16 protein-coding genes are annotated in these 18,265 nt (G+C 57.9%); 10 read left to right on the top strand and 6 right to left on the bottom strand.

Annotated elements, in window-relative coordinates; all coding sequences use genetic code 11:
• Positions 1–116: 116 nt before the first annotated feature.
• Positions 117–2,339 (bottom strand): anaerobic ribonucleoside-triphosphate reductase, encoded by a 2,223-nt coding sequence (gene nrdD / locus Q0G85_RS02115; protein ID WP_297154277.1) that lies wholly within the window; start codon positions 2,337–2,339, stop codon positions 117–119.
• A 415-nt stretch (positions 2,340–2,754) separates the two neighbouring features.
• Here nrdD and vsr point away from each other — a divergent pair, with 415 nt between their 5' ends.
• On the top strand, positions 2,755–4,308 hold the full coding sequence (gene vsr / locus Q0G85_RS02120) for a DNA mismatch endonuclease Vsr (RefSeq protein ID WP_297154279.1): 1,554 nt from the start codon (positions 2,755–2,757) through the stop codon (positions 4,306–4,308).
• A gap of 112 nt (positions 4,309–4,420) precedes the next feature.
• Here the strand turns inward: vsr and Q0G85_RS02125 are convergent, their stop codons facing one another.
• The 3 genes from Q0G85_RS02125 to Q0G85_RS02135 all read right to left on the bottom strand — a co-directional run bounded on the left by Q0G85_RS02125 (position 4,421) and on the right by Q0G85_RS02135 (position 8,145).
• Positions 4,421–4,741, bottom strand: coding sequence for a DUF1292 domain-containing protein (locus tag Q0G85_RS02125; protein WP_297154281.1), 321 nt, complete (start codon positions 4,739–4,741; stop codon positions 4,421–4,423).
• A gap of 149 nt (positions 4,742–4,890) precedes the next feature.
• On the bottom strand, positions 4,891–7,479 hold the full coding sequence (secD, locus tag Q0G85_RS02130; RefSeq protein ID WP_297154283.1) for a protein translocase subunit SecD: 2,589 nt from the start codon (positions 7,477–7,479) through the stop codon (positions 4,891–4,893).
• A gap of 249 nt (positions 7,480–7,728) precedes the next feature.
• Positions 7,729–8,145, bottom strand: coding sequence for a hypothetical protein (locus Q0G85_RS02135; RefSeq protein ID WP_297154285.1), 417 nt, complete (start codon positions 8,143–8,145; stop codon positions 7,729–7,731).
• A gap of 198 nt (positions 8,146–8,343) precedes the next feature.
• Between Q0G85_RS02135 and Q0G85_RS02140 the strand changes: the two genes are divergently transcribed.
• Positions 8,344–9,282 (top strand): DMT family transporter, encoded by a 939-nt coding sequence (locus Q0G85_RS02140; protein ID WP_297154287.1) that lies wholly within the window; start codon positions 8,344–8,346, stop codon positions 9,280–9,282.
• A gap of 47 nt (positions 9,283–9,329) precedes the next feature.
• Here Q0G85_RS02140 and Q0G85_RS02145 read toward each other — a convergent pair whose 3' ends face one another.
• Complete coding sequence (locus tag Q0G85_RS02145) at positions 9,330–10,601, bottom strand: ATP-binding protein (protein ID WP_297154289.1); 1,272 nt, start codon at positions 10,599–10,601, stop codon at positions 9,330–9,332.
• Positions 10,602–11,016: 415 nt separating this feature from the next.
• Here Q0G85_RS02145 and Q0G85_RS02150 point away from each other — a divergent pair, with 415 nt between their 5' ends.
• Together Q0G85_RS02150 and Q0G85_RS02155 are read left to right on the top strand one after the other, a co-directional pair.
• A complete protein-coding gene (locus Q0G85_RS02150) occupies positions 11,017–11,295 on the top strand; it encodes a type II toxin-antitoxin system RelB/DinJ family antitoxin (protein ID WP_297154292.1) in 279 nt (92 codons plus the stop codon).
• A 5-nt stretch (positions 11,296–11,300) separates the two neighbouring features.
• Entirely contained in the window at positions 11,301–11,582 is a 282-nt protein-coding gene (locus tag Q0G85_RS02155; protein WP_297154294.1) for a type II toxin-antitoxin system YafQ family toxin, read from the top strand.
• Between the two features lie 143 nt (positions 11,583–11,725).
• Here the strand turns inward: Q0G85_RS02155 and Q0G85_RS02160 are convergent, their stop codons facing one another.
• Positions 11,726–11,917 carry a hypothetical protein gene (locus Q0G85_RS02160; RefSeq protein WP_297154296.1) on the bottom strand — a complete coding sequence of 64 codons (192 nt, stop codon included), beginning with the start codon at positions 11,915–11,917 and terminating at the stop codon, positions 11,726–11,728.
• A gap of 190 nt (positions 11,918–12,107) precedes the next feature.
• On the opposite strand from Q0G85_RS02160, the gene Q0G85_RS02165 reads away from it, so the two are divergent.
• From Q0G85_RS02165 to Q0G85_RS02190, 6 genes are all read left to right on the top strand, one after another.
• Positions 12,108–13,343 carry a nitrate/nitrite transporter gene (locus Q0G85_RS02165; RefSeq protein WP_297154298.1) on the top strand — a complete coding sequence of 412 codons (1,236 nt, stop codon included), beginning with the start codon at positions 12,108–12,110 and terminating at the stop codon, positions 13,341–13,343.
• Positions 13,344–13,576: 233 nt separating this feature from the next.
• Positions 13,577–15,922, top strand: a complete 2,346-nt coding sequence (locus Q0G85_RS02170) for a molybdopterin-dependent oxidoreductase (RefSeq protein ID WP_297154300.1) — start codon at positions 13,577–13,579, stop codon at positions 15,920–15,922.
• Entirely contained in the window at positions 15,915–16,445 is a 531-nt protein-coding gene (locus tag Q0G85_RS10325) for a 4Fe-4S dicluster domain-containing protein (RefSeq protein WP_367116854.1), read from the top strand. Before Q0G85_RS02170 ends, Q0G85_RS10325 begins: the two co-directional genes overlap by 8 nt.
• 21 nt (positions 16,446–16,466) lie before the next feature.
• Positions 16,467–16,880 (top strand): peptidylprolyl isomerase, encoded by a 414-nt coding sequence (locus Q0G85_RS02180; protein ID WP_297154302.1) that lies wholly within the window; start codon positions 16,467–16,469, stop codon positions 16,878–16,880.
• Between the two features lie 65 nt (positions 16,881–16,945).
• On the top strand, positions 16,946–17,260 hold the full coding sequence (locus tag Q0G85_RS02185) for a hypothetical protein (protein WP_297154304.1): 315 nt from the start codon (positions 16,946–16,948) through the stop codon (positions 17,258–17,260).
• 62 nt (positions 17,261–17,322) lie between these two features.
• Entirely contained in the window at positions 17,323–18,198 is an 876-nt protein-coding gene (locus Q0G85_RS02190) for a LysR family transcriptional regulator (RefSeq protein ID WP_297154306.1), read from the top strand.
• The last annotated feature ends 67 nt before the right edge of the window (positions 18,199–18,265 follow it).

Raw genomic sequence — 18,265 nt, forward strand, 5'->3', positions numbered from 1 at the left:
GCGAGCATGTTCGGCTCAGCGTCGAAACGCGGTGGGTTCCTTGAAGCATCCGCCCCACCTCAAACGAAAGAAGGCCGCCCGAGGGCGGCCTTCCGAACACTTAGGAGCCTACTTCGCTACAGATGCAGCACGCGGTCCTTGATTTCCTGCGTGCGGCCCTGGTTCCAGAACTGCGTGCCGATGTATCCGCAGGTACGACGTGCAACGTTGAGCTTTTCCTGATCGCGATTGCCGCAGTGCGGGCACTCCCACACCAGCTTGCCGTCGTCTTCCACAATCTGAATCTCACCGTCGAAGCCGCACACCTGGCAATAATCGCTCTTCGTGTTGAGCTCCGCGTACATGATGTTGTCGTAGATGTACTGCATAACGCGGATGACGGCCTTCAGGTTGTCCTGCATGTTGGGGACTTCAACATAGCTGATAGCCCCGCCCGGAGACAGACGCTGGAATGCGCTTTCGAACTTCAGCTTGTCGAAGGCGTCGATCTGCTCGGTCACATGCACGTGGTAGCTGTTCGTGATGTAGCCCTTGTCGGTAATGCCGGGAATCACGCCGAAGCGACGCTGCAGCGCCTTCGCGAACTTGTACGTGGTCGACTCGAGCGGCGTGCCGTAGAGCGAGAAGTCGATGTTGGTCTCCGCCTTCCACTCGGCACACTTGTCGTTCATGTGCTGCATGACCTCCATGGCGAACGGCGTGCCCTCCGCCTCGGTGTGGCTGTGGCCGGTCATGTACTTCACGCACTCATAGAGCCCCGCGTAACCAAGCGAAATGGTGGAATACCCGCCGTAGAGCAGCTTGTCGATCGGCTCGCCCTTCTCGAGGCGAGCAAGCGCACCGTACTGCCACAGAATCGGCGCGGCGTCGGAAAGCGTGCCCTTCAGGCGATTATGACGGCACATGAGAGCCTTACGGCACAGCTCGAGGCGCTCATCGAAGATCTCCCAGAACTTCGCCTTGTCGCCATGAGAAGAAAGCGCCACATCAGGCAGGCTGATGGTCACAACGCCCTGGTTGAAGCGGCCATAGTACTTCGGCTTGCCCGGCTCGTAGTTGCCCGCGTTCGCCACGTTGTCGTAGCCGTTGCCGGAACGGTCGGGCGTGAGGAAGCTGCGGCATCCCATGCACGTGTAGCAATCACCGTTGCCCTCCGTCTCGCCCTTGGACAGCTTCATCTCGCGCATTTTCTTCTCGGAGATATAGTCGGGCACCATGCGCTTGGCCGTGCACTTCGCCGCCATCTGTGTGAGATAGAAATACGGCGAATCCTCGCGCACATTGTCTTCCTCGAGCACGTAGATGAGCTTGGGGAACGCCGGCGTGATCCACACCCCGGTCTCGTTTTTCACGCCCTCGTAGCGCTGGCGCAGCGTTTCCTCGATGATCATGGCGAGGTCGTGCTTCTCAGCCTCGGAGCGAGCCTCGTTCAGGTACATGAACACAGTGACGAACGGAGCCTGACCGTTGGTGGTCATCAGCGTGACGACCTGGTACTGGATGGTCTGCACGCCGCGGCGGATCTCGTCGCGCAGGCGGCCTTCCACCACTTCGGCGACGCGGTCGGCGTTGGCCTCGAGCCCGAGCTGGTTGATCTCCTGGAGCACCTGACGGCGGATCTTCTGGCGGGAAACGTCGACGAAGGGCGCTAGATGCGTGAGCGAGATGGACTGCCCGCCGTACTGGCAGCTGGCCACCTGCGCGATGATCTGCGTCGCAATGTTGCAGGCGGTGGAGAAGCTGTGCGGGCGCTCGATCATGGTGCCCGAGATGACGGTGCCGTTCTGCAGCATATCTTCCAGATTCACCAGGTCGCAGTTGTGCATATGCTGCGCGAAGTAGTCGGAATCGTGGAAGTGGATGATGCCTTCGTTGTGCGCGCGCACCACCTCGGGCGGAAGCAGCAGGCGCATCGTGATGTCCTTGGACACCTCGCCCGCCATGTAGTCGCGCTGCACGGAGTTCACGGTGGGGTTCTTGTTGGAGTTCTCCTGCTTCGCTTCCTCGTTGTTGCACTCGATGAGCGAGAGGATCTTGTCGTCGGTCGTGTTGGAATGGCGCTTCAGGGACTGCACGTAGCGGTAGATGATGTACTTGCGCGCCACGGTGTAGCGGCCCTGCGCCATAATCTGGTCTTCCACCATGTCCTGGATTTCCTCGACCGACACCGTGTGGCCCGAGCGACCGCACAGCCACTCGACGCTATGGGCGGCGAGCGCGACCTGCTCGTCGGTCAAGCGCTCGTTTTGCGGAACCTCGTTGTTGGCAGCCTTGATGGCGTTCACAATCTTGTCGATGTCGAAGGGCACTTCCGAGCCGCTGCGCTTGATAATCTTCATGGCACTTCCTCTTCGTTGCTTATCTGAAACCGTCTTACTCGCCCGCAATGGGGACACGACCGTGCGGGAAGGTATTTCCCGACGTCAGAGACGCTGCCCACGATCTTTGAGGGGTTTACTGCGTGCGGACGCCTGAGCATCCGCCTATATTATGTGCTTATGATACGACATTCAAACACAAGATATTGTGTTTTCTTGTTTTGAAAAATCCATAGATGGTGTTTTCCCGATAGTTTTCCACTTGCCCCAAAAACGGCATAACCCCACCTCGTCACGAAAGGCGCGCATTGTTTGGGCGCCTCGAAAACGCAGTTTTCCACCACCGCAAAACCCCAGGAGAAAATTTTTTGTGCGCTGAAAGCTGGCGCAAGGGGGTTGACAAGCGCAACGCTGCGGCTGCGCTATACTTTCACGCATGGCAAGCTATCAGCATATCTCGCACGGGTTCGACCCGGTATTCGACGAGCATTCCCGCATCCTCGTGCTAGGGTCGTTTCCCTCGGTGCTCTCGCGCGCGAACGCCTTCTACTACGGCAACCCGCAAAACCGCTTCTGGCGCGTCATCGCGCACTCCCTCGGCAAGCCGGTGCCGCCCAACGAAGGCGAGCCCCTGCCCCCGAACGGCAGCACAGCATCACTTGAGGAGTCGATTGCCGCGAAGAAGGCGCTTCTCCTCGAGGGCGGCATCGCGCTGTGGGATGCCATCGAGGAATGCGACATCAAGGGATCCTCGGACGCGAGCATCAAAAACGTCGTGCCCGCGCACATCGAGCGCATCACCGAGTGCGCGCATATCGAGGCAGTCATCTGCAACGGCGCCACGGCGGGCCGCCTCTACAAGCGCTACCTGCAGTGGAAGGTCGGGCTTGTCGCGCACGTGCTTCCCTCGACAAGCCCTGCGAACGCCGCCTGGAAAACCGAGCGCCTCATCGAGCGCTGGGGCAACGAACTCCGCGCGATTGCCGACGAGCTGGCGAAAGAAGACCGGCAGCAGGAAACGACAGCAGACGAAGGCACTCCTGAGGAGCCGCGCCGCCGCACAAAGGGAAGCACAACTGCCCGTACCCGCAAAGGCGGCTCCGTTTCCTATGGCACCATACGAATCGACGCACCTGCCGCCTCGAACTTCGCGGTGCACAAGTCGATGCAGGGAAACAAGCGAGCCAACACCAAGCCCGAGCTCTTGATGCGCGAACGGCTGCGCGCGGCGGGACTTGGCGGATACCGTCTGCAGTGGAAGGTCGCGGGGCACCCCGATATCGCCTGGCCAGGCAAGAAAGTCTGCGTGTTCGTAAACGGGTGCTTCTGGCACCGATGCCCGCACTGCAAACTTTCGACCCCGAAGAAAAACGTGGAGTACTGGACCGCAAAGTTCGAGCGAAACGTCGAGCGCGACCGCGAGAACGTCGCCGCGCTCGAAGCCGACGGCTGGCGCGTTCACGTGGTATGGGAATGCGAGCTGAAGAAGACGATCGACGCGACCATGGAGAAGCTCCTCCCTGAAATCGCGAATGAGCTGGGAAAAGAGATTCTGCTGCCCGAAGGTGGCGCGGTCGAGCCCGACAGCACGAGCGCCAGCCCCGAGCCCGAGCCCGACGGCACGAGCGCAAACGTCGCCCCTGCCGACGCCACTCCGCCCTCGCCCACTGCAAGCACGCCGACAAGCGAGCCCAAGCGCTACTACCTCTACGTCCTCGAATGCGGCGACGGCACGCTCTACACCGGCTACACCCCCGACATCGAGGCACGCCTCGCCCAGCATCGCGCAGGCACGGGTGCGAAGTACACGCGCGGGCGCGGGCCGCTCACCCTGCTCGCAAGCGCGGAATTCCCCACCAAGCACGACGCGATGAGCGCGGAATACCACTTCAAGCGCCTCACACGCGACAAGAAAGACGCCCTGCTCGCGGAGGTTGCCGCATCGAAAGAGCCCTTCGAGCGCATACTGGAGGAAACGTTCGCGAAATAGGGCGCCTCGCAAAGCCGCCCACATCGAAAAAGGCCAATCAACAACGAAGCGCTGCACCATCACCGGCGCAGCGCTTCGTCCATTCCCTTGATTGTCGCAACGGGGGCAGCTCCTACTCGAAGCCGTAGAGGTCCTTCGTCGCTTCCTGGAACGCAGCGTACACTTCCATCGCCACGCCCTCGTCTTCCACGAGCTCGAAGCCGGACGGCTGGTCGTCCTCGTCAAATTCCACAGCCTCCAAGATGACCACCTCACCGGAGGAAAGCGCCGGCTCCTCTTCGCTCACCGGGAAGAAAATGCCATAGCGATGACCGCCATGCAGAAGCAGGCCGAGGAACTCCAGAACGGTCGCGTCGCCTTTGGAGTCCTCGAAGTTGATAGTCAAGCCCTCCTCGACGGGCGGGCAAAAATTAGGGTTCGAACCTTCGCGCACGGGGCGCTCCTCTCTCTTCGCGCACCGATTGGGTGCCGCATTCTCGTAGCTGTAAGTCTTACCCGTAAGTATAGAGCGAGCCCCCGCCTTATCGTGCGAGGGCTCGCAAATCAACCGCATTCACGCAAACCGGCAAAAGCCGCTCCGCCTTACTTCTTCCCCTTGCGCTCGGCGCGCGAAGGCTTCTTCTTGCCGAAGTCGGGCGAAACCGCCGCATCATGAGGCGACACTGCCGAAGTCACAGCCGTCGCACCCTCGGAAGCGCCAGCGTCCACCGAAGAAGCCGCGTCTCCCGCAGCCGCCGCAGCCACAGCGGGGACAGCCGTGCCCGGAAGGCGGTTCAGGAACCAACGCTGGATATCGTTGCCGTACTTCTTCTGTAGCTTCTTGAAGCGCGGCTCGTGCGTCTTCCAAATGACGTAGAGCGGCGTTGCGATGGCATAGGACGAGTAGCAGCCGCACACGAGGCCGATCGTCATGGCAAGCGCGAAGTCCTTCAGCGTTTCGCCGCCGAACAGCAGCATCGCAACAACCGGGATGAGCGAGGTGATCGAGGTGTTGAGTGAGCGCACGAGAACCTCGTTCACCGAGTGGTTCGCCATGGTGGCGAAGGTGCACTTCACCGAGTCGTCCTTCATGTTCTCGTTGATGCGGTGGAACACGACCACCGTGTCGTAGAGCGAGTAGCCCAAGATGGTGAGCAGGGCAGCGATGGTGTTCGGGGTGATCTCGCGACCGACGAGCACGTAGACACCCACGACGATGATAAGGTCATGCAGCAGCGCCACGACCGCCGTCACGCCCATCTTCGGATCGCGGAAGCGGATCGAGATGTAAGCGATGATCAGCAACAGCGAGATGAAGAACGCAATCGCCGACGACTGGATGACGCTTGCGCCCCAGTCAGGGCCGATTGTGGTGACCTCGAAGCTGTCGGTGGTCCAACCGAAGGTGTCCGCTACCTCGTTCGCCGTCACCGTCGCATCTTCAGCGGAAGTCGTGGTGGTGCGGACGAGGAAGCCCGGCTCGCCGTCGGCCGTCGTGGTCTGGATGACCGCGTCGGGCTCGCCCGCATCGCTGAACGCGTCGCGAACCTGCTCGGTCGTCACGTCGCCCGTGCCGTGGAAGGTCACCGACGTGCCGCCGACGAACTCGATGCCGAAGTTCATGCCGCGCACGCCGACGATGATGGCGACAAGCACCATCGCGCAGCAGGCCGCGGTGAGGAAGATTTTCTTAAGCCCCAAAAGGTTGATGTCAAGCTTGATGAAGCGGCCGCGCACATCCTTGCGGGAAGCGGCCTGCTTCACGCCCTGGAAGTAAGGCACAGCCTCGATGCAGTCCTCCACGCCCCAGAACTTGGGGTGCTTCGCGATGAGCTTCGGGGCGAGAAGGCGAATGAGCGGCGCCTTGAACAGAAGCATCATGACGATGTCGCACACGATACCCAAAGCAAGCGTCATGCCGAAGCCCTTGACCGAGGCGCTCGCCAGGAAGAACAGCGTGAGCGCGGAGACGAGCGTCACAAGGTCGGCGTCAATCGAGGTCAAGATGCCGTGGCGGACGCCCGTGATGGACGCGGCGCGCACGCTTCTGCCCATGCGGATTTCCTCGCGGAAGCGCTCGAGCGTCAGAATGGAGGAGTCGGCCGCCATGCCGATGGTCAAGACGACACCGGCGATGCCCGCCATAGAAAGGCTGAACAGGCCGAACGCGGAAAGCAGCGCGAGGATACCCAGGTAGATCGCCGCGAACACGGCCATCGCCGCCGCGGTGATGACGCCGAGCCCCTCGTAGAACACGAGCAGGTAGATCATGACGATCACAAGGCCGATGAGCGCCACGAGCACGCCGGACTGCAGCGCGTCCTGGCCGAGCGTCGGGCCGACGACCTGGCTTTGCGCGTACTCGAAGCTCACGGGCAGCGAGCCGGATTCAAGCACGGTCTTCATCTGCTTGGCCGCGTCGAGCGTATAGCCGCCGGTGATGGAAACGTTGCCGTCGGAAATGACGGACTGCACGGCAGGAGCAGACTGCACTTCGCCGTCGAGGATGATGACAATCTGGCCCTTGGTGGGGGCGAGGTCTTCGGTTGCCTCGGCGAAGGCCTTCGTGCCCTCGGAGTCGAGACGCAGGTTAACCGCATAGTCGGTCGAGGTCTGGGAAGCCTGGCCCACGTCGACCTTCTCGAGGTTCGAGCCGGTGATGATTGGCGTGTACGTGCCCTCTTCGACCTTGAGGTGCTGCACCTCTTCGCTCGGGAAGGAATTGCCGAACGCGTCGGTCACCGTGCCCTGCGTGCCGTATTGGCCGTTCTGAATCTTCGTCTTCACATCGGAATCAGTGAAGGAGTCGAGTCGCGCGAACTCGAGCTTGCCCGTCTTGCCGATGGTATTGAGCGCTTCCTCGGTGTCGGACAGGCCGGGGATCTGTACGAGAATCTGATCATTGCCCTGGATCTGCACGACTGCCTCGGATGCACCGAGGGCATTCACGCGGTTCTCGATGATCGCGCGCGAAGATTCCATGTCCTCAGTGGAAACATCCGACCCATCGTTGTTGTGCGCCGTGAGCACGACCGAAAGGCCACCTTGAATGTCGAGGCTTTGATTGATCTTTTCCTGCGGCGGCGTGAACATCACGATCGAGCCGATGACCAAAAGCGCCATGACCACGAGCAGCCATACGTTGCGCCTATCTTTATTATGATGCTTCTTCTTTTTCTGAGGTTCCGCCATGTGCCTGAACTTCCTTACTTCCCCTCGCCATAAAGACATTGCAAGGTTGGTTTTGCGTATACGAACTTCCGTATTATGCCACAACAAAGCCGCATTAACGGTAACAAGCCCACATCGACAGGTAAAATTATTCTTAAATCTAGATAAACGGCAACCTGATAAATACCCGATACGCTCAAACAGAAGCGGCGTCCCAAGGAAGGCTCGTCACGGCAAGATTGTTCACGCGCCCGTAAATGGCTGATGGGCTTACTGCTCCAACAACTCATCACTTCCAATCGGACTTGAGTATGTTTCTTTACGCTCGTCTCCACTAACGCTGCAGTATTCCACCAGCTCTCCAACAATTTCAATATCTGGATAACCCGCAGCTATACCTTCCTCTATGAGAACCATAAGGTCTGACATCTGATCTTCACTGCCTTGTTCCAACCATGCTCCATCTTGGTCTATATGACACCATATCGACGGGGCACAGTCAGGGAAGGATTCGCCTTCCCAAATCTCGTCTTCAAGAGTTGCGTTAGCCTTAATCCATTCGGCAACTTCGGTCGCTTCTTCTCTGCCTTCGAGTTGGCTTCTTAAACCTTTTATATATTCCTTTAATCCTGCCTTCTGTTTGTCGGTTCCATTAAAAGAAAAAGAGAGGTCGTACGAAGTACTCATGGCGAATCATCCTTTCTGGTCAATGCCGTAAGCGTATCCCGTTGCGCAAACCGTCCAAATTTTACCACGCACCGGATCGTCAGGATGCTTGCATTCCGATGCGGGAGCGCTATGCTGCTGATGTCGACCCTAGCATGGCAGTAACTGACCGCAAGAGCGCGACCCCAAACAGCGTTGCGCCGACGAAGGATGAGGAATATGCCCATTATTCTTGGATTTCTAGCAGGTGTCGGGCTGCCCATACAGACGAGCGTAAACACAAGGTTGCGGAAAAAAGTAGGCTCCCCCTTCAACGCGGCCTTGGTGTCGTTTCTTGTAGGGTTATTGTTTCTGTCCGCATTATTGCTGGTCACCGGGCAGGGGCTGCATATCCCCTTCGCACAGTTGCTGAATGAGCCCGCATGGATCTGGATCGGCGGCATTTGCGGCGTGGTTTTCCTGACGGGAAACATCCTGCTGTTTCCAAAGCTGGGCGGTGTGCAGACGGTCGTGCTTCCCGTTCTCGGCCAAATCTTAATGGGACTGGCCATTGATAACTTCGGGCTGTTCTATTCGCAGCAAACATCATTGACAGTGTTTCGTGTTGCAGGTGCGGTGCTGGTGCTTCTCGGCGTGGTTTTGGTTTCGACGGCGAAAGAAAGCAAGGCGGAGCGGGGCAAGCGGCAAAAATCAGCGCCAGCCTCTTTGTGGCTCTGGAGGGCGTTTTCCGTCTTTAGCGGAATAGCGGTCGCGACCCAGACTGCCGTAAACGGTTACCTTGGAGTAGCGGCAGGCTCCCCGATAAAAGCATCCGTCATCTCGTTCATCGTCGGAATCATCTTGCTGGCAATCACCTGCATCGTTTTGCGCTTAAAGAACGGGAAACCAGAGTCAAAGGAAGAGAAACCAGCTAAAAACCCCTGGTGGATGTGGATTGGCGGAATCCTTGGCGGACTATACGTTCTCGCAAATGTCTATCTGTCGAGAATCATAGGAACCGGAATGACAGTTGTCGTTCTTCTGGTCGGCTCCACGACGGGCGGCGTCCTGGTCGATCATTTCGGGATATTCGAGTCTCCTAAAAAGGCAGTTAACAGGCAAAAGATACTCGGCGTCCTGATTATGATTCTAGGAGCCGCCGCAATCAAGCTGCTGTAGGGGGAACAATCCGCCGACTCGCAAAGCCTGCGAGGGTCGTATGCGGCTTACCGGTGCAGAAGGAAGTCGATGATGTTCACGATTTCTATCCCATCGATATCCGAGGGATAGCTGCCCTCGCCCACCACGACGATTTTGCGGTACTCGTCTCCGATGCGGCGCAGCGGGGCAAGCTCGCGACGCTGCGTTTCCTCGTCCTGCATATTTTCAGTTACCTGAATATACATCTTGCATCGAGGCTTTGTGGCAATGAAGTCGACCTCGCCTCCGCGCAAATGGCCAATCAAGACATCGTAGTCGTCGAACACCAGCTGACTGAACACCAGGTTTTCCAGCACGCGCCCGGTATCGGTGCCTCGATAGCTGTCCAGGTAGTTGCGCATGCCGACATCCGCAATATAGTATTTGCCGCCCGTCTTCAACAGCTCCCGCCCCTTCACGTCGTAGCGAAGCACGTGGCGGAATAGGTACGCCTCCGTAAGCGTCGAGATGTAGAAATCCGTTGTCGCGCGGGTCACCGATTGCCCGTCGGCCTTCAAGGAACCTGCAATTTTGTTAATCGATGTTTCGTTGCCGATATTGTCCGCCATAAACGCGCAGATGCGCTCGAGCGCCGCTTGGTTGCTAACCGCCCGCAGCCCCTTGCGCTGAGCGCGCATCATGATATCGCGAACGATTATGGTCTGGTATATGCTGCGCATATAGTCGCGGTGAACCGATTCGTTCGGCTCCTGAAGAGCCAGATACGGAAAGCCCCCGAACGTACGATACTGATCGAACAGGTTGGCGAGCGTAGCAAAAGAGCCATCCGCGAACGAGGCGATATCCGAGCCCGTCTTTCCTGCAGGCTGCCACGTCGCCCCACGAAAATCAAGATATTCGGCAAACGTCAGCGGCTGCATCGGTATCTCGACATAGCGTCCCGAAATGAGCGTTGCAAGCTCGCTCGACAGCAGAAACGCATTCGAGCCAGTTATGTAAATATCGCAATCAACATCGACGCGCAGTGCATTGATCGCCTTTTCCCAGCTCTCGACATTTTGCAACTCGTCAAAGAACAGGTACGCATGCGGCTGCCCTGCGATACGGCTCACAACCAAATCATATAAATCGCGATAGTCAACGATTCCCGCAAGCTCCATCGATTCCATCTTAAACGTGAGAAGCCTGCTTTCAGGAACGCCTTGCTGCGCAAGGTGACGACGCATCATGTCAAGCAGCGTCGACTTCCCACAACGGCGAATACCCGTGATCACTTTCACCAAATCAGTATCTTGGAATGAGATGAGCTTATCGAGGTACTTTTGCCGTACGATCATAAGGCCCTCCGTTTTCGTTAAGAACTATGGTAACCATAGTCAAAACTTGTCAAATTTGCAAGTTTTGACTATTGCATCTACAAAACTTGCTGCAGATGCAAGTTTTGTAGATTGAATTAGCGCGAAGAGCCCGATCTCCATAATTTTGCAACTCGTCTACCTGTTCCGCGTGCACCAAGCCGAGGGCAAGTGGCCAAAACCGCAAGGGTGGTCCGCCATCTGCTCATGACTGATGCGACTTACCGCACGTAGGTGGCCCGGAATACCCCAATTCACTTGCTTTCTTTATCGTTCGCTCATGCGGGAGTTCTGTGGGTTTGCAAGCAAAATCTAACATGTCCTCTAGCTAAGCATCTTGCAAATGTAAAGAAAATGCTGTACATTGCAATTACACTAAAGCAATGAGGTGATTAACATGTCAAAAACGGCAACTATCAACATGCGCGTGAGCCCCGAGGTCAAAAGCGATGCGGAATCAATTTTTGCCAGCTTAGGCATGAGCCTCACTGAAGCAATCAACGTGTTTCTACATAAGTCAATCATGGAAGGTGGCTTGCCGTTTGACGTGCGACAGCCGCGATACAACGCAACTACCGAGGCTGCAATGCGTGAAGCACGCGACATCATGGCCGGTAAGGTAAAAGCAGAATCCTACGATAGCGCAAGTGAGCTTTTTTCCTCTCTCGACAAGTAACGCCTATGCCATTAAAACTTGTCCCGACATCCCAATTCAAGAAAGATCTCAAGCGAATCAGGAAACGCGGCTATGACCTTGACGCACTTGAAATCGTTCTCGATAAGCTATGTGCATGTCAGCCGCTTGAAAACCGAAATCACGACCATGCCCTATCGGGCAATTACGCTGAATTTCGCGAATGCCATATCAAGCCCGATTGGTTGCTTGTATATGCGATCGATGGTGATCAGTTGATTCTAACCGCCTCAAGAACCGGCACTCATTCCGATTTATTCCAAGAGTGACTATGGCCAGCAGCCACTAAACCCTCGCTATTGAAACCGATTTTACTAAAAACGTTTTTAGTAAAATCGGTTTTAGCATTGCAGGAACCGAAGCATCTTCTCTCATTCCCCAGCGGCTGCATATTGTTGCAATCCGTAGCTTCTTAGTAGTCCTTCGCCGCAGGACTTGCCATCCATTGCGCTTCGAACTCGGCATACGCATCGGCAAGCACGGCCTCGCGCGCGGGAACGCGAGAGGCTTTCTCCAACGGTAGGCAGCTCGCAGCGAGCCCGACCTCACACTTGGGGCGCATGAGGTCGATCGGGTCGCGAAGGTTGCGACAAAGATGGTTCACCCGAAATCCTTCCCCGGTTTATTCAACAGCTAACTCACGTATTCTTCCTTGTGTCCATCTTGGAAACATCAATGCGTCGCAATCGTTGATTCACGCCCCACCCTTCTCGATGGTAGCTTGTTCATGGGGGGATTCATTGGGCTCTGCGAACAAACAACTTCGCAGACAAGAGCAACTCAGAGGAGGAGATATGAGTTCAGCTGTTGAAAGCGCCCCGAAGAAGGGGACCATGTCCGTGGGGAGGGCATGGGCGGTAGTCGTCGTAGTGTTCCTCGCAGGCTTCTGCATGCCGGCGAACATGGGACAGACGATGTGGCTCGCGCCTGTCATCATGCAGACGTTCGGCTTCGGCGAGAATGTGCTCGGCATCCTGAACGGATGCTTCTACATCCTGGGCGCATTGATTGCGTTCCCCGCCGCTTCGTTCGTCCGCAAGATCGGCGTGCGCAAGTCGGTCTGCATCGCACTTGCCTGCGGCATTGTGGGCAACCTGATCGGCGCATTGGTCATCCCCATGCTGTCGGTGCCGCTGCTCATGGTCGGCCGCTTCATCCAGGGCGCGGGCTTCGGTCTTATGGGCGTCATCGGCGTCGTGGCCATCACGCCATGGTTCCCGAAGGAGCGCCGTGGCGCACCGCTCGGCTTCTGGGGCATGTGGGTTGCCGTAGCAAACAGCATCACACCCCTCGTCAACACCGCCGTGTTCGGAAAGACCGGCTCCCTCGAGTCCGTTTGGTGGCTCTACTTCATCGTCGACATCGTAGTGCTCATCGCTTTCCTCATCGTGTACCGCGATCCGTCCGATCCCTACATTGACAAGGCCGAAAAGAGCGGCGAGGCAAAATTCTCCTACAAGGAGCTGTTCGGCAACAAGGTCGTCTGGATGCTTGCGGCACTGTTCTTCATCGAGGAGGGAGCCTTCATCGCCAGCCAGGGCTTCCTGTCCGCCTACATCCACTCCCAGATGAACGCCTCTCTGGTGATTGCATCCGCCTTCATTACCGGCGGCGCTTTGTGGGGAGCAATCTTCAGCCCCATCTCCGGCAAGATCTCCGACGCCATCGGATCGCGCTATAAGATCCTCGTGTTCTGTATGATCTGCGCAGTTCTCTTCGGCCTCATCGCCTTCTGGGTGACCGACTGGCGCATCTACATCATCGTCGTCATCCTCAACGGAATCACCGGCGGCGGCGTTGCAGCGATGCTGTGGGCTTCCTGCTCCGAAGTCGTTCCGTCGCATCTCATTTCCGGCGCTACTGCAGCGCTCGCCTGCTCGCAAAGTGTCGGCATGTTCATCGGCTCCACCTTCTTCGGCGGCGTGGTCGCATCCCTCGGCTACACCATGGCCGGTTGGGTCGTGCTGGTTCCCTGCTTCGGCATCGGCCTGCTTATCGCCGCGTTCGGCCTGCGAGGAAAGCTGCGCTAAGGCGACCGACAATACAATACCGCGGGAATTCAAGGGCGCCGATCACTCGGTGCCCTTTTTATTTCGAATTATCTACGTCCCTGAGCGCTCATCTCGTTTTATATCCGTTTTGGAAACAGTAATGCGTCGCAATCATCGATTCACATCCCCGTGAGCCGTAACTATATTGAACTTGGGTGGACGGGATGACTCAATAACGGGCCGTTCCGTAGAAGCAATTCAGAGGAGGAGAAATGGAGTTTAAAGACGACATCGGCAAGCCTTGGCGATTCGAGGAAGAGGGACTGACTGTCACCCGCTCCTGCGTGTGGTCGCCTCCGGGATGCCATCCGGTAGGCTGCGGCGTTAAGTTCTACGCCGACGAAGAAGGCAAGCTCGTCAAGGTTGAGGGCGACGAGAACCAGCCAGTCACCAAGGGCCGTCTGTGCGTTCGCTGCCTGACCTTGAAGGACTACGTCAACCATCAGGATCGCATCAAGTATCCTATGAAGCGCGATCCGAAGTTCCGCGGCCAGGCCGACAAGTGGGAGCGCATCTCCTGGGACGAGGCGTTCGACCTCATCGAATCCGAGTGGAAGCGCATCACCGGCAAGTACGGTCCGACCTCCGTGGCTGTTTGGGCCGGCACCGGCCGAGAGGGCGGCACGTTCATGCCCTATGCGGCAGCCGTGTTCGCAACCCCGAACTACTGCTACACCCAGTCCGGCTACGCGTGCTACCTGCCCCGCATGGCAGCTTCCGCCTACGTTCTGGGTGCCGTGTATCCCGAAATCGACTTCGCAGGCGGCCTCGAGGGCACCTACGACAACCCCGAGTTCAAGGTTCCCGAGGTCATCATGCTCGTCGGCAAGGACCCGCTGCCTTCGAACCCCGACGGCTTCTTCGGCCACTCGGTCATCGACCTCATGAAGCGCGGCGCGAAGCTCATCACCGTCGACCCGCGTTCCAACTGGGTCTCCACCCGCGCAGAGTACAACCTGCGCCTGCGCCCCGGCACCGACACGGCTCTGCTCATGGCGATGCTCAACGTCATCATCAACGAGAATCTCTACGACCATGACTGGGTCGATAAGTGGACCTACGGCTTCGACCAGCTCGCCGAGCGCGTCCAGGCAATGACCCCTGCCATCGCGGCAGAGATCTGCGACGTTCCCGAAGAGGACATCATCGGCGCTGCCCGCATGTACGCCAACGCAAAGCCAGCATCCATCGCATGGGGCCTCGCAACCGACCAGAAGGCCAACGGCCAGCAGATGGCCCACTGCGTCATGGCGCTCATGGCCATCACCGGAAACATCGACGTCCCTGGCGGCAACATCATCGGCGGCTTCGCTGACTCTCTGAACGAGCCTGGCTTCGGCTTCAAGATCATGTCCGACGAGACCAAAGACGCCCTCATCGGACTGCATGAGTACCCAGCATATTGCGGCATGCTCCTGAACGCCCACGCCGACCTCATGCTGAAGGCGCTCGAGACCGAAGAGCCCTACCCCATCAAGATGGGCCTGTTCGCTGGCAACAACCTGATTGCCTGCACCTCCGCCGAGCCTCGCCGTTGGCACGACGCCATGATCAAGAGCCTCGAGTTCAACATCGGCCTCGACGTGTGGATGACCCCGTCCGTCCAGGCTACCTGCGACCTCATGCTCCCGCTGACCACGGTTGCAGAGCGCGACGGCGTCGTGTTCACCCACTATAGCTCGCTGCCCGTCACCTACGGCATCATGACCCCGGCAATCAAGCGCGTGGGCGAGACCAAGTCCGACATGGAGCTCGGCTGGGAACTCGGCCATCGCTTGCAGCCCGACTTCTGGAACGAACAGTTCACCGACTTCACCAACTTCATCGAGAAGTTCCGCCTGCAGGGCAACATCTCCTTGAAGGAAGCGCGCGAGAAGGTTTGCGTCCAGCGCGGCTGCACCTATCGCAAGTATGAAAAGGGCCTGCTTCGCGGCGACGGCGCCGTGGGCTTCAACACCCCGACCGGCCGCGTCGAGCTGTGGTCGACCATGTTCCAGCGCTTCGGCGACGATCCGCTGCCGTACTTCGAAGAGCCGCAGTACAGCCCGGTCTCCACGCCTGAGATGCTCGAGGAATACCCGTTCGTGCTCACCTCCGGCTCCCGCCGCTACGAGTTCTTCCACTCCGAGGGTCGCCAGATCCCCTACCTGCGCGAGATTCACCCCGAGCCTACGTTCGACATCAACCCGGTCGATGCCGAGGCCCTCGGCATCGTTCAGAACGACATGTGCGTCCTGAAGAACCAGTTCGGCTTCTGCGAACTGCGCGCCAACGTCTCCGCAATCGTCAAGCCCGGCGTCACACACGCTGACCACGGCTGGTGGTACCCCGAGGAAGATCCGAACGAGCCGCATCTCTATGGCGTGTTCCGCTCCAACATCAATAACCTCGTCCCCAACTTCCACTTCGGCAAGATGGGCTTCGGCGCCCCCTTCAAGTGCCTGCTCTGCAGCGTGACCAAGGGAAGCCTCGCCGACATGATGAGCGAGGAAGAACTCATCGCCGGCGGATACGACCGTCCTGCCGTCAGCAACTGGAAGGAGGGGCGCAATGCCTAACTACGGACTTCTCATCGACTACGAATTCTGCTCCGGCTGCCACAGCTGCGAGGTCGCCTGCAAAGAGGAGCACGGCTTCCCGGTAGGCAAGTACGGAATCCGCGTGTGGAACGACGGCCCGTGGCCCATCGACAACCGCAAGATGAACTGGAACAAGATTCCTATTCCGACCGATTTGTGCGACCTGTGCGCCGACCGCGTCGAAAAGGGCAAGGTTCCCACCTGCGTCCACCACTGCCTGTGCCAGGCCATGAAGTTCGGCACCATCGACGAGCTGTGCGAGGATCTGAAGCGCAAGCATAAGCAGGTTCTGTTCGTGCCGCGCGAGGGCGAGCCGCTCAACTGGCAGGAAGAAATCGACACCACCAGCGTTGTTGACAAGGTCAAGAACGCCAAGAGCAATGAGATCGAGTACTCCGTTGCCGACGCTTCCGCTCTCGGTGAGAGCGAGGCGAACACCAGCTTCAAGCTGGCTCTGCAGCGCGAGGAGCAGAAACTCGACGACCGTCAAAAGGTCGAGTAACGAATCAAAAGGGGGAATCCGATGAACTCCATCACGTTCCACTACGTGGGAAAGACCGACGACGGCGAAACCTTCTTCGACAGCCACGAAGGCGAGCCGTTCGAACTCACCTTCGGTATGCATATGGTCATGCCGAAGCTCGAGGAAGGGCTGAAGGGTGCCGAGCCTGGTGAGAAGCGGACTATCGACGTCGGCATGGCTTACGGCGATATCGACCCGAGCGCCGTTCAGAAGCGCATCCTCAAAGAGACGATCGAGGACGGATTCTCCCTTCAAGAAGGAATGGAAGTGATGTGGACCAGTCCACGGAACACGCAAAGACCCATTCCCGCGAAGATCGTGCGAGCTGACGACCTGACGTTCGACATCGACTTCAACCATCCCCTGGCGGGAAAGAGCCTCGTCTATGAGGTAGAGGTACTTTCGGTTTCGTAACCATATCGCATGGCCCGCCCGGTTCTCTCGCGCCGGGCGGGCCTATTCGTTTATAAGGAGTGGATATGTGCTGGGGTTGCAATCCTTTGTGCGGAGGCTGCCGCCCTCCACGGCAGAAAGCTGTAACGTGCAGCTCTTGCGGATGGCTCAATGTCCTCGATATCCAGGCGAAAGGTGAGCCGAAGTTCGTGGGATGCGAGCGCTGCGGGGCCGATTTGACTCATGAGGCGGTTTCCGTGGCCGCCTATTGCGAGAGATTCGAAGTGATGTGCGCCAACCTGTGCGGGCTGTCGCGCAAGCCCCTTGCTGCAGAGGGACGAGGAGAATGCCAGAACATGATCGTTCCCGACGAGTGGCATATGCCAAATCCCCAAGCTTGACATCGAGTGGACGTCAGAATAGCCTGGTTTTATTCATTATCTAGTCTAGGCTTGGGGGAAGCATGGATGTCCAGTGGATAAAGGAGTTCTTGTGCCTGACAAGGACTCTGAACTACCGCGAAGCAGCCGAGCGGATGCACATGACGACATCGACCCTCAGCAAGCACATCATTAATATCGAGAAGGAACTTGACACCCAGCTGTTCGTAAGGGACACGAAGTCGGTTCATCTCACCGACAACGGAAAGCTTTTTCGGGATTGTGCGTCACACATGGTGCGCGAGTACAATTCCGCCATCAGCCAGTTGAGCCACGGTCCCTCAATCTCGGGCGAGCTCCATATCGGCGCAGGTCTGCGCTTCACGAAGCTGAACGAGGCCGTCCATCCCATGCTCACCCACTTCGAGAAGAAGTATCCCGAAGTCTCTATCCGCATCACCGATACGCAATATCGAGATTACCGAGAAGAGCTGATTCGCAACACCTTCGACGTTGTTTTCTCGATTAGGCTTCCGACGATGAACGAAGAAGGGCTCGAGTATCACGATCTGTTCGAGCTTCCCCTCTGCGCTTGGATTACCGAGGCGAATCGCTACGGGGAAAACAAGACGGTTACACTCGAGCAGCTCGCGGATCAAAACATGCGCATTCTCGAGAAGGAAAGGTGCCACGCCTATACGCAGTGGCTCACCGATGTATTTGCCAAAAAGGGACTTGTGCCCAAAATCGGCAAATCGATGAACCAGGCGATGGTGATCGGCGGAGATGACTACGGCATCACCCCCAACTTCAGCCCCTACGACCATTTCGGCTTCGGCATGCGCTCTATCTTGATCGAAGACGGGGAGAACGTGACGTTCAGCATGGTCAGAAAAAGCCACATCAGCAACCCCATAGCGGTCCTGTTTTGCGAGGAGTTCAAGTCGCTGTTCGGGTGATGGGCAGGTGAGACCACGCCTCGTTGCCGGCACCGTCCGCCGCGAATTTGCAAGTTTTCCCGATGGA

This window comes from uncultured Ellagibacter sp. (assembly GCF_934617235.1).
In the GTDB taxonomy this organism is placed as follows: domain Bacteria; phylum Actinomycetota; class Coriobacteriia; order Coriobacteriales; family Eggerthellaceae; genus Ellagibacter.